Here is a 12,429-nt window from a genome sequence, read left to right on the forward strand (position 1 = left end):
GCGATTGATGCGGCGTGATGCTGGGCGTTGCTGATCGGTTGCGATGGCCTCCTCCGCCATGCCGCATCTCGCTGCGTTATCGACGCCCAGGACATGCACGCTACCTGGGCCAACTCAGTGCCGGCACTGAACGTCTGCGCGACGCCCCACAGTTCCTATCCGTGCTGCGGACGCCAGCGTTCGCCACGCCTTGTATGACCCGCACCGGATGGTTTCATCGCCGCCGCGCGCAGCGCCCATGCGATGCCAGAGCGCGGTAGCCGATCACCTGCCAACGCCGCGTCCAGGCGGCGCTACCGCCCCAACGATTGTCATCGGCAACTTCACTACGCTCGTGTAGAGTCGAAGTCAGGTTCAGACAGGGGAGCCCGGCCATGCATCACGCACGCCAACATGCCGACACGCGTACCCGAGAGCGCCGTCACCGGCTCGCCCATGAGGCCGCCCGACTGATGGCCGAAGGCGGCATCCGCGATTTCCATCAAGCCAAACTCAAGGCGGCCAGCCGGCTCGGCATCCACGACGATGCATCACTGCCACGCAACCGCGAGATCGAAGACGCGCTGCGTGAGTATCAACGTCTGTTCGCCGGCCCCGAGCATGGCGTTCGCTTGCGGCAACGGCGCGAGGCCGCACTGCGCGCGCTGGATTTCCTCAGCCCATTCCAGCCACGGCTGACCGGCCCGGTACTGGACGGCACCGCCGATGCCAATGCGCCGGTGCAAGTGCAGTTGCACAGTGACGATGCCGATGCAGTACAGCGCTTTCTGGAAGAACACCGCATCCCTGCCGAGGCGCGCACGCGGCGCCTGCGCCTGGATCGCGAACGTAGCGGTGACTTTCCGGTCTGGCTGTTCAGTGCCGAAGAGCTGACATTCGACCTGACCGTGCTGCCCTACGACGCGCTGCGCCAGGCACCGCTATCGCAGCTGGACGAAAAACCGATGGCACGCGCCTCTGCAGCGCAGTTGCGGCAGTTGCTGGCGGACGAAGAGATCCAGGGTTACGTGCAGCCACTGCGGTAAGCAGCAGACCGCACCATTGCATCGCGCCAGGACCGGCCCGGCACTGCCCACAGCACTCCAGGCCGCAACGCAAAACGCCCCGCAATGCGGGGCGTTTGGTCAAACAACCAACTCCGGGGCGCTTAGCGCTTGCCGGCGTCGGTATAGTCGCGCTTGTCGTAGCCGGTGTAGATCTGGCGCGGACGGCCGATCTTCATCTCCGGGTCCACCTGCTGCTCCAGCCAATGCGACACCCAGCCGGCGGTGCGTGCGATGGCGAACATCACGGTGAACATTTCCACCGGGATATTGAGCGCCTTGTAGATGAGGCCCGAGTAGAAGTCCACGTTCGGGTACAGCTTGCGCTGCACGAAGTAGTCGTCTTTCAACGCGGCTTCTTCCAGCTTCAGGGCAACTTCCAGCAGCGGGTCGTTGACACCCAGCTCGCCCAGCACCTTGTGGGTCATCTCGCGGATGATCTTGGCGCGCGGGTCGAAGTTCTTGTAGACGCGGTGACCGAAGCCCATCAGACGGAACGAGGAGTTCTTGTCCTTGGCCTTGGCCACGGCGGACTCGACGTTGTCAGCGGTGCCGATCTCTTCCAGCATCTTCAGCACGGCTTCGTTGGCGCCACCGTGTGCTGGGCCCCACAGCGCGGTGATACCGGCTGCCACGGACGCGTACGGGTTGGCACCGGTCGAACCGACCAGACGCACGGTCGAGGTCGAGGCGTTCTGCTCGTGATCGGCGTGCAGGATGAACAGCAGATCCAGCGCCTTGGCAACGACCGGGTTGATCTCCAGCGGCTCGCTCGGCACTTCGAACATCATGTGCAGGAAGCGGTCGACGTAGTTCAGGTTGTTGCGCGGATAGCGGATCGGCCAGCCGATCGAGTAACGGTACGCCGCAGCAGCCAGGGTCGGCACCTTGGCGATCAGACGGATGGCGGCCTGACGGCGCTGCTCCGGATCGTTGAGGTCCAGGGTGTCGTGGTAGAACGCCGACAGCGAGGCCACCGAACCGGCCAGCATGGCCATCGGGTGTGCATCGTGGCGGAAACCGCCGAGGAAGTTCTTCAGCGACTCATGCATCATCGTGTGATGCGTCACTTCGTGGTCGAACTTCTTGAATTCGTCCGCCGTCGGCAGTTCGCCGTTCATCAGCAGATACGAAACTTCCAGGAAGCTGGACTTCTCGGCCAACTGTTCGATCGGGTAGCCGCGGTACAGCAGCACGCCATTGTCGCCATCGATGTAGGTGATGGCCGACTTGCAGCTGGCGGTGGCGGTGAAGCCCGAGTCGTAGGTGAACAGACCGGTTTCTTTGGTCAGCTTGGAAATATCGACGCAATCATTGCCCAACGTGGGCTTGAGAACCGGCAGAACGACCGACTTGTCGCCGGCGTTGAGCGTGACCTGATCAAGATCGGACACTGTGTACGCTCCTTCAGTGGAAGGCGCCTGATCCCACATGGGCAGGCACGTGATGGAAGTCCAAGGCATCGCCTCGGATCACGTCATTATCGCACAGCAGCATTTTGGCCGTCGCTTGGACAGAAGTCGTAGACGCACCCGTCAGGGGCGCAAAAGCGAAGCGGGAATTCCCCAAAAAACAACGGCCGCGCAATGCGCGGCCGTTGCCGGTACAGCCCGTCCTGCAAGCTCAGCGCGCGTAGCGCTTCTGGAACTTGTCGATACGGCCGCCGGTGTCGATCACCTTGTGCTTGCCGGTATAGAACGGGTGCGATGCGGAGGAAATTTCCACCTTGATCAGCGGATAGTCCTGGCCGTCTTCCCACTTCACGGTCTCTTTCGAGCTCATGGTGGAACGGGTCAGGATCTTGAAATCCGAGGTCACGTCGTGGAAGACGACGTCGTTGTAGCTGGGATGAACGTTATCTTTCATGGACTTGGCGCCGGGCTGCCTGGGTAAGCCGGGCATTATAGCCACCGCCCGGCACCCGGTGCAAGCCGGGACCTAGCCGGCCGCCAGCGCCTGCCCGACCAGGCCGTAGAAGCGCTGGCGGTCGTAGTCCAGCAACAGGGTGGCGTTGTCGGCCGCCCCGCCCTGCCGGTTCCAGTCCACCAGGGTCATGCCGCGGGTGTGCGTTCCCGACAGTTCGATATGCACCGGCCGCTGCTCCAGGCGCTGCGCGCCGTCCGGGTGCAGAGCGAAGGCCATCGCCAACGCGTCTGCGGCATACCAGTACTCGCCACGACTGTCCTCCGACCACAGCCGGGTCTTGCGGGAGATTTCTTCGTAGAAGCGTGCACGCGGCGAATCAGCCGCCAGCCACTGCTCCACATCACGGTGCAGCAGGCCGTGCGCGACGGTCGCCTCCCAATCGGCCACATCGAACTGCGGAAACCCGCGGAACACGATATGCGCCGCCTCCGGGTCGAAGCCGATATTGAATTCGGCCGCGGCGGTAATGTTGCCGTGCCCGGTCAGCGCCCCGCCCATCACCACCAGCCGCGCCACACGCTGTGGCAGGGTCGGGTCCAGCGTCAGCGCCAGGGCCAGGTTGGTCAGTGGGCCAAGTGCCACCAGCAGCAACTCGCCTGCATGCACGTGCGACAGCCGCAGGATGGCCAGCGCCGCATGCTCGGCGTCCGCAGCCCGCGCGGCCGGCGGCAGGCCGACATCGCCGAAGCCGTCGATGCCATGCACATGCGCCGCGTCCACCGATGGGTGCAGCAGCGGTTGCGGGCAGCCCGCATACACCGGCACATCGGCGCGACCGGCCACCTCGCACACTTTGAGCGCATTGCGCACGGTGTGCTCCAGACCGACATTGCCCGCGGCGATGGTCAGGCCGACCACGTCATGACGGGTGTCGTTGAACGCCATCAGCAGCGCCAGCGCGTCATCCACGCCCGGGTCGGTGTCGATCAGCAGCGGTATCTTTTTTGTCATGGGATTCGGAATTGGTCATTCGGGATTCGTTGTCGCATCTTCGCAAGGATCGGCCGGCCACGCGAACGCACAGGCCGCAGCAGCCTCCGCTCTGACGAATCCCCACTCCCAAATCCCCAATCCCCGCCACTCAGGCGGCCGCATACCGCACTGCGCCACCGATCCAGCGTGCGACCACGCGGTCGGCGATCTCCGGCGCTTCGTCGAGCAAGCGCTCCGCGAGCACCTGCACCCGCGGCAGCAGGCCGGCGTCGCGGGCCAGATCGGCGATGCGGAAACTCGCCAGGCCGGTCTGGCGCGTACCCAGCAACTCGCCGGGGCCACGCAGCTCCAGATCCTTTTCGGCAATCACGAAGCCATCGTTGGTCTGGCGCATGGTCTCCAACCGCTGGCGCGCCATCAGCGACAGCGGGCCCTGGTAAAGCAGCACGCAGCTGGACGCCGCCGCGCCGCGCCCGACCCGCCCGCGCAACTGGTGCAACTGGGCCAGGCCGAGACGCTCGGCGTTCTCGATGATCATCAGCGAGGCGTTGGGCACATCCACGCCCACTTCAATCACGGTGGTGGCGACCAGCAGATCGGTGCGGCCCTGCTTGAAATCCAGCATGGCCTGCTGCTTTTCGGCCGGCTTCATGCGCCCGTGTACCAGCGCCACGCGCACGCCCGGCAGCTGCGCCGAGAGCGTTTCGAAGGTGACCTGCGCGGCCTGTGCTTCGATGCGCGGTGGGCCGTTCTGCGCGCCCTTGTCGGTGTCTTCGCTTTCTTCGATCAGGGTGCAGACCCAGTACGCCTGCCGGCCTTCGGCACAGGCCGCGCGAATGCGCTCCACCAGCTCGGGCCGGCGCTCGGCGCTCAGCACGATGGTCTGCACCGGCGTGCGGCCGGGCGGCAGTTCGTCGATGGCCGAGACGTCCAGATCCGCGTAGGCCGCCATTGCCAGCGTGCGCGGGATCGGCGTGGCGGTCATCACCAGTTGATGCGGCACGCTGCCGGCAGCCGCGCCCTTGTCGCGCAGCGCCAGGCGCTGATGCACGCCGAAGCGGTGCTGCTCGTCGATGATGGCCAGCGCCAGATCGTGGAAGACCACCGCGTCCTGCATCAGCGCATGCGTGCCCACCACCACCTGTGCCTGCCCGGAGGCTACTTCGGCCATCGCCGCGGCGCGCGCCTTGCCGGTGACCTTGCCGGCCAGCCAGACGATGCGTACGCCCAGCGGTTCCAGCCAGCCACGCAGGTTGGCCAGATGCTGCTCGGCCAGCAACTCGGTGGGCGCGGCCAGGGCCACCTGTTTGCCGTGTTCGACCGCCAGCATCGCGGCCAGCGCCGCCACCACGGTCTTGCCGCTGCCCACATCGCCCTGCACCAACCGCAGCATCGGTGCCGGCTGCGCCAGATCGTGGGCAATCTGCTCGAACACGCGCTGCTGCGCGCCGGTGAGCTGAAACGGCAAGGCCTTGCGTAACTGCTGCACCAAGCGGCCACCGTGCAACTGCGGTGCGCAGAAGCGCTGCAGCGCGATGCGTTGACGGCGCAGGCTCACTTGATGCGCCAGCAGTTCTTCGATGGCCAATCGCTGTTGCGCCGGATGTCCGCCGGCCAGCAGTTGCTGCGGGTCGGTGTCCACCGGTGGGCGATGCATGGTCAGCAGCGCGCTGCGCAGCGACGGTAGCTGTTCGTCCTGCAGCCAGTGCGGCGGCAGCAGTTCCAGCGCGGCCTCCGGCGGCAAGCGCTCCAAGGCCTGGCCGATCAGCTTGCGCAGCGTGGCCGGCCCGACACCTTCCAGCACCGGATACACCGGGTCCAGGCAATCGCCCAGGCCCGCATCTTCATCCGGCGCCAGGACGCGGTAACTGGGGTGGACGATTTCCCAGCCATTCTGGCCGGGCTTGGGCGTGCCAAACACGCGCAACCGCGTGCCCGGGGAAAACTGCGCAACCTGGGCCGCGCGAAAGTGGAAGAAGCGCAGCACCAGCGTGCCGTACGAGTCGTCCGACATCGCCACGCGCAACACCGGGCGGAAGCGGAAGCCGCGCTCCATTGCCTCCACACGCCCTTCAATCTGCGCCGGCACCCCGCCCTGCAACTGCGCGATGGTGGTCAGGCGGGTACGGTCTTCGTAGCGCAGCGGCAGGTGCAGCCACAGATCCTGCAGGCTGAGAATGCCGCGCGCGGCAAATTTCTCGGCCACTTTCGGGCCGACCCCGGGCAAGCTGGAAAGCGGCGCCTGGCCAGCGACGGCCAGGCTTGGGGTGACGGAACGCGCGCGCGGCACGGCGAATCGCGCCTTCGGTCAGTCGAGCACCATCACTGCGTCGACCTCGAAGCCGGCGCCCTTGGGCAGGCCCGACACCTCAATGGTCGAGCGCGCCGGGAACGGCGCCTGGAAGTATTCCTGCATCACCGCATTGACGGCGGCGAACTGGCCCAGATCGGTCAGGTACAGGCCCAAACGTACGATCTTGTCGAGCGAGCCGCCCGCCGCTTCGGCCACGGCCTTGAGGTTGTCGAACGCACGCCGCGCCTGCGCGCCGATGTCGCCGGGCACGATCTCGCCGGTGGCCGGGTCCAGCGGAATCTGCCCGGAAAAATACACGGTGTTGCCGGCACGCACGGCCTGGGAATACGGACCGATGGCGGCAGGCGCCTGATCGGTATGGATGATCTGGGACATGGGAACTCCGTCAACACTGAAAACGAACGCCCATTGTATCGGCGCACGCCAGGCACGGGCCATGGCAGCGTGCCCCGCCGCCGACGCGCCCTACGCGGCAGCGCTCGGCGGCCATCGGCCGTCCTCGGCAGCCGGCGCTCAGGTGATCGGCGCCGGATTGAACAAGGCCAGGTCGTTGTGCAGGCGGTGTTGCTCGGTCCAGGTGCGCTGCCCGCTGGCTACATCGAGATAGCGCTGGAACAGTTCCCAGCCGAGTTGGTCCAGTGTCTTGGCCCCGCTCGCCACCCCACCGGCATCGATATCCATCAGATCGGACCAGCGCTGCGCCAGCTCGGTGCGCGTGGCTACCTTGATCACCGGCACCATGCCCAGCCCGTACGGCGTGCCACGCCCGGTGGTGAAGACGTGCAGGTTCATGCCGGCGGCCACCTGCAAGGTGCCGCAGACAAAATCGCTGGCCGGCGTGGCGCAGTACTGCAAGCCGCGCCCCTTGACGCGCTCTCCTGGCGGCACCACGCCGTTGATGGGTGACGAGCCGGACTTGGCGATCGAGCCCATCGCCTTTTCCACGATATTGGCCAGCCCGCCCTTCTTGTTGCCCGGGGTGGTGTTGGCGCTGCGGTCGGCCTGGCCACGCGCCAGGTAGGCGTCATACCAGGCCATCTCGCGCACCAGCGCCTTGGCGACCTCGGCATTGGCGGCGCGTGGCACCAGCAGGTGGATGCCATCGCGCACTTCGGTGTTTTCCGAAAACATCACGGTCGCGCCGGCACGCACCAGCAGGTCGGCCGCGATGCCCAGGCCCGGGTTGGCAGTGACGCCTGAAAACGCATCGCTGCCACCACATTGCATGCCCACCACCAGCTCGCTGGCCGGCACGGTTTCGCGGCGGCGGGTGTCGAGGTGGCGCAGCCGTTCTTCGGCCATCTGCATGATCGAGCCAACCATGTCGGCGAAGCCCAGGCTGGCCTCCTGCAGCCGATAGATGCCACTGTCGTCGGCGCTGGCATCGTCCGGCAGCAGTCGCTCGGGCGCGAGTTTTTCGCAGCCCAGGCCCACGATCAACGCCTGCCCGCCGAAGTTGGGGCTGCGCGCGATATTGCGCAGCGTGCGGATGGGAATGATGGCCTCGGGCGCGGTGATGGCCACGCCGCAGCCGTAGACATGATTGATCGCCACCACGTCATCGACATTGGGATACTTGGGCAGCAGTTCGGCGCGGATCCGCGCAACCGCATGGCCCAGCACCCCCACCACGCACTGCACGCTGGTCATGATGCCGAGAATGTTGCGGGTGCCGACGCTGCCATCGCGATTGCGATAGCCCTGGAACGTATACCCCTCCAGCGGCGCGGCGGCAGCCGGTGGCTGCGGCGTCAGATCCAGTGCTGCCAGTTCCGGTGCGGTGGGCATCTCCAGCAACTGCTCGCTGACCCAGGCGCCGCGTGCGATGTCGTCGGCCGCAGTGCCGATGACCGCGCCCAGGCGGCGCACTGCCGCGCCCTTGCGCAGCGCCTGCAATGCAATCTTGTGACCTTGCGGAATGTGCTCGATCGCGGTCATCCCGTCCTGGAACGTGGCGCCCGGCGGCGCACCGCCATCGTTGACGACGATGGCGACGTTGTCCTGAGGATGCGCTTGCAGACTGAGCCAGCGCGGCAGTTGCTGGGTGGCGGACATCATGGGCTTACCTTGCAAACAGGGGGAGGAACATCACTGGCCAGGCGTATCGAACTGGCGCTTGTATTGCAGAATCAATCGATTCTCGTCGACGTTGCGCTGGTAGTTGGAGCGAAACGTGCCGTTGAACCAGATCACGCTGAAATGCTTGAGACGCGGGCTCTGAAACCGGTAGGTGGTGAGCACGTCACGCGCCCACTCGCGGCCTTCGCCCGCATAGGTCGCAGGCCGCGCGTCATCGCCGTGGATGTAGCGCGCCATGACGCTGAGCCCGGGGATGCCGATGCTCTTGCCATCGATGCTGTAGCGCAACTGCCAGCTGCGCTCGCCGCGTTCGAGAAAGTCGTTGATGAAGGTCCAGTTGAAGACATTGCCGTCGGTACCGCCTGGCCAGGGCATGGCGCTGGGGCCGGACAGGCGTTGATAGCCGGCGCCGAATTCATGCCCGCCAGTGCGCCAGGACACCATGCTGCTGAACATGCGGTTGTCGATTGGCCCGGCACGCGATTGGCCGACGTCATCGGTGCGGAAATAGCGCAGGTCTACACGCAACTGATCCTTGCCGAAGGCGTGCGTCTGGATCAGGTTGTAGAGCTGCTGGCGGTAGATGTCTTCCATCAGCGCGCCCTGATAGCGCAGCTGCGTGCCGGGCGCAACGCTGTAGGTGGCCGACACCAGATTCAACGCATCCGCATCCGGGGTCCCCAGAAAACGGCGGTTCTTGTTGGTCAAGGTGATCGGCACGCGTGAATCGCCGTCGCGATACCAGGCACTGGTGAAACGCGCGAGCAGCAGATCGAGCTTGGGCACGTCCTTGGATTCCAGCGTCACGCCTTGAAACGTCTCCGGCATGATGCGGGTGATGCTGGCGCGTACCAGCGGCTCGTTGGGAATGAAGCTGCCCCACTTCAATTCGGTTTGCGAGGCGCGCAGCTTGAGTGTGGGCGCCACCCGCATCAGCGCGTGTTGCGCAGTGCCATCGTCGTTATTGGGCAGCAAGCCGGTGCCGCCCTCGGCGCGCACGCCATCGAGCTTGAAGTCGCCGATGCCGAGCAGATCCAGGCCGGCACCGACCGGACCGCGGGTATAGCCGCTCTTGGCATCCACCACGAAGCCCTGCGCCCATTCGGCACGCTTGCCCTGCCCTTCGCCACTGCGGAAGTCACGGTTGTAATAGAAGTTGAGCGCAGTGACGTCCACGCCCGCGCCATCCCAGAACCCATCGTCCGGTGCCTGTGCGCGTGCGCGCCCGGCGGCACCAACCGCCAGCAGCGCGGCGCTGCCGAGTGCCAGTACGTGTTTCATGTCAACCGCCCTCCGCGGTGGTGAAGCAGTGCATGCAACCTGGCGCAATGCACCCGTGTTGGCCTGCGACGCCACAGCTAGCGCACCAGGCACGGACGCTTGTTGTCGAATGCCCAGTTTGGAATCAGGCACTGCATGCCTGCCGCGTCGTCGCGGGCACCCAGGCTCAGGCTCTGATAGGTGCGATGCGCCGCATCCAGTGCGTCCATGTCCAGCTCGATGCCCAGGCCCGGTTTGGCAGGCACCTGGATCTGGCCCCCTGCAATTGTCAACGGCGCGTGCGTCAGACGTTGACCGTCCTGCCAGATCCAGTGCGTATCGATCGCCGTTACGCGCCCGGGTGCGGCGGCGGCCACGTGGGTGAACATGGCCAGCGAAATATCGAAGTGATTGTTGGAATGCGAACCCCAGGTCAGGCCCCAATCGCGACACATTTGCGCGACACGCACCGAACCTTGCAGCGTCCAGAAATGCGGATCGGCCAATGGAATATCCACCGATTGCAGCTGGATGGCGTGGCCCATCTGGCGCCAGTCGGTGGCGATCATGTTGGTGGCTGTGGGCAGGCCGGTGGCACGCCGGAACTCGGCCATGACTTCGCGCCCGGAATACCCATCCTGCGCACCACATGGGTCTTCGGCATACGCCAGCACGCCGTGCAGATCGCGGCACAGCGCGATGGCCTGCTCCAGCGACCACGCGCCATTGGGGTCGAGCGTGATACGCGCCTGCGGGAAGCGTGCATGCAAGGCGCGGATGGCCTCGATCTCCTGCTCGCCGCGCAGCACGCCGCCCTTGAGCTTGAAATCACGGAAGCCATATTTGTCGTAGGCCGCCTCCGCCAGTGCAACCACGGCTTCGGGGGTCAACGCTTCCTCGTCGCGCAGCGATTCCCAGCGATCACGCGCGCCGCTGCCATCGCGGTAGGCCACGCTGGCTTTGCGGCGGTCGCCGATAAAAAACAGATAGCCAAGCACATCCACCGCGTCGCGTTGCTGGCCTTCGCCCAGTAACGCGGCCACCGGTTGCTCCAGAGATTGCCCAAGCAGGTCCAGCAATGCCGACTCGATCGCGGTGACCGCATGGATGGTGATGCGCAGATCGAAGGTCTGCAGGCCACGGCCCGCGCTGTCGCGGTCGGCAAAGGTTGAGCGCACCTGGTTGAGGATGCGCTGGTAGTCGGCGATGGGCCGGTCAAGGATCAACCCGGCGGCCTCGCGCAAGAGCGCGGCAATCGCCTCGCCGCCCGGCACTTCGCCCACGCCGATGCGCCCGGAGGAATCATGTAGCACCAGCACGTTACGGGTGAAGTACGGTGCGTGCGCGCCGCTCAGGTTCAACAGCATGCTGTCCTGCCCGGCGACCGGCACCACGCGCACGTCGGTGATGCGTGGTGTCGCGCTGCTGCGCGCACTTGAAGAATGGATGTTCATTGAAGGATCTCCGCGTGAGTCACAGCGCTGCAGGAAGGGGCATGGACGGGCCGCCGGGCGGCGCCTTCAGCTCCACCCGCTTGATCTGGCCGACCACCACCAGGTAAGACACCACCGCCAGCAAGGCATTGAATCCAACGAACACCAGGGCCCACTCGAAGGTGCCGGTGGTGGAGACGATGTAGCCGATCACGATCGGCGTGGTGATGCCGGCCATGTTGCCGAAGGTGTTGAACAGGCCGCCCGAGAGCCCTGCGATTTCCTTGGGCGAGGTATCGGCCACCACCGCCCAGCCGAGCGCGCCGATGCCTTTGCCGAAGAACGCCAGCGCCATCAAGCCGACCACCATCCATTCGGCCTGCACGTAGTTACACCCGATCATCGTCACCGACATCAACATGCCAACCACGATCGGCGTCTTGCGCGCCACGGTGAGCGAATAGCCGCGCCGCACCATGCGATCGGACACGTAACCGCCCAGCACGCCGCCGATGAAGCCGCACACCGCCGGCAGCGAGGCAACGAAGCCTGCTTCCAGGATCGACATGCCACGCTCCTTGACCAGATACACCGGGAACCAGGTCAAAAAGAAATACGTCAGCGTAGTGATGCAGTACTGGCCGATGTACACGCCCAGCAACATGCGATTGCCCAGCAGTTGCTTGGCGTAATGCCATTGCGCTCCCTTGACGTGCTGGCCAGGCGTGTTGCGTTGCTCCATGTCCACCAATGCACCGTTGCGCTGGATGTACTCCAGTTCCTGCGCCGACAAGCGCGGATGCTCGCGCGGTGCATAGATCGTCTTTCTCCACAGCGCGGCCAGCAGCACGCCGGCCGCGCCCATCACCAGGAACACGTGCTCCCAGCCCCAGGCATGCACCAGCCAGCCCATCAGCGGCGCGAAGGCCACGGTGGCGAAGTACTGTGCGGAGTTGAAGATCGAGGCGGCCAAGCCGCGTTCGGCCGTGGGAAACCACGCCGCCACGATGCGGCTATTACCGGGGAACGAGGGCGCTTCGGCGATGCCCACCAGAAAGCGCAGCACGAACAAGGTGGTGACCGCCCAGGCCACCGGCACCCAGCCGATGAATCCCTGCAGCACGGTAAACAGCGACCAGGTCAGGAGTGACAGGCCATACACGCGCCGTGAGCCGAAGCGGTCGAGCAACCAGCCTCCCGGAATCTGCCCGGCCACGTAGGCCCAGCCGAATGCCGAGAAAATGAAACCCATCTGCAGTGCATCGATGCCCAGCGAGTCCTGCACGGCGGAGCCGGCAATGGACAAGGTGGCGCGGTCCGCATAGTTGATCGTGGTCACCACGAACAACATCAGCAAGATCAGATAACGCCTGCGCGGAACTGTCTTCGAATCGGGAGCCATCATCGTTCCTCACCTATGACGATGGAAGCGCAATGCGCT

10 protein-coding genes are annotated in these 12,429 nt (G+C 65.4%); 1 reads left to right on the forward strand and 9 read right to left on the reverse strand.

Annotation, left to right across the window (positions count from 1 at the left end):
• The first annotated feature begins 374 nt into the window (after nucleotides 1-374).
• Nucleotides 375-1,025 carry a hypothetical protein gene (locus QRM60_RS04960; RefSeq protein WP_042597625.1) on the forward strand — a complete coding sequence of 217 codons (651 nt, stop codon included), beginning with the start codon at nucleotides 375-377 and terminating at the stop codon, nucleotides 1,023-1,025.
• Nucleotides 1,026-1,147: 122 nt separating this feature from the next.
• On the opposite strand, the gene QRM60_RS04965 is transcribed toward QRM60_RS04960, so the two are convergent.
• The 9 genes from QRM60_RS04965 to QRM60_RS05005 all read right to left on the reverse strand — a co-directional run bounded on the left by QRM60_RS04965 (nucleotide 1,148) and on the right by QRM60_RS05005 (nucleotide 12,393).
• A complete protein-coding gene (locus QRM60_RS04965; RefSeq protein WP_016944651.1) occupies nucleotides 1,148-2,437 on the reverse strand; it encodes a citrate synthase in 1,290 nt (429 codons plus the stop codon).
• Nucleotides 2,438-2,666: 229 nt separating this feature from the next.
• Nucleotides 2,667-2,909 (reverse strand): type B 50S ribosomal protein L31, encoded by a 243-nt coding sequence (locus QRM60_RS04970; protein WP_011038339.1) that lies wholly within the window; start codon nucleotides 2,907-2,909, stop codon nucleotides 2,667-2,669.
• Nucleotides 2,910-2,981: 72 nt separating this feature from the next.
• Complete coding sequence (locus QRM60_RS04975; RefSeq protein WP_042597623.1) at nucleotides 2,982-3,920, reverse strand: nucleoside hydrolase; 939 nt, start codon at nucleotides 3,918-3,920, stop codon at nucleotides 2,982-2,984.
• A 130-nt stretch (nucleotides 3,921-4,050) separates the two neighbouring features.
• Nucleotides 4,051-6,192 carry an ATP-dependent DNA helicase RecG gene (gene recG, locus QRM60_RS04980; protein ID WP_115571811.1) on the reverse strand — a complete coding sequence of 714 codons (2,142 nt, stop codon included), beginning with the start codon at nucleotides 6,190-6,192 and terminating at the stop codon, nucleotides 4,051-4,053.
• An 18-nt stretch (nucleotides 6,193-6,210) separates the two neighbouring features.
• Complete coding sequence (locus tag QRM60_RS04985; RefSeq protein ID WP_011038342.1) at nucleotides 6,211-6,591, reverse strand: RidA family protein; 381 nt, start codon at nucleotides 6,589-6,591, stop codon at nucleotides 6,211-6,213.
• 138 nt (nucleotides 6,592-6,729) lie between these two features.
• Nucleotides 6,730-8,271 carry a galactarate dehydratase gene (gene garD, locus QRM60_RS04990; protein WP_228431145.1) on the reverse strand — a complete coding sequence of 514 codons (1,542 nt, stop codon included), beginning with the start codon at nucleotides 8,269-8,271 and terminating at the stop codon, nucleotides 6,730-6,732.
• A 33-nt stretch (nucleotides 8,272-8,304) separates the two neighbouring features.
• Nucleotides 8,305-9,576: an OprD family porin gene (locus QRM60_RS04995; RefSeq protein ID WP_050912061.1), complete on the reverse strand. Its 1,272-nt coding sequence runs from the start codon at nucleotides 9,574-9,576 to the stop codon at nucleotides 8,305-8,307.
• Nucleotides 9,577-9,653: 77 nt separating this feature from the next.
• The gene (gene gudD / locus QRM60_RS05000) at nucleotides 9,654-11,009 is read right to left on the reverse strand and encodes a glucarate dehydratase (RefSeq protein ID WP_285445740.1); all 1,356 of its coding nucleotides are present in this window, start codon (nucleotides 11,007-11,009) and stop codon (nucleotides 9,654-9,656) included.
• Nucleotides 11,010-11,028: 19 nt separating this feature from the next.
• Nucleotides 11,029-12,393, reverse strand: a complete 1,365-nt coding sequence (locus QRM60_RS05005) for an MFS transporter (protein ID WP_343237645.1) — start codon at nucleotides 12,391-12,393, stop codon at nucleotides 11,029-11,031.
• Nucleotides 12,394-12,429 lie beyond the last annotated feature (36 nt).

The organism is Xanthomonas sp. fls2-241-TYG-148 (genome assembly GCF_030208815.1).
GTDB classification, from domain to species: domain Bacteria; phylum Pseudomonadota; class Gammaproteobacteria; order Xanthomonadales; family Xanthomonadaceae; genus Xanthomonas; species Xanthomonas campestris.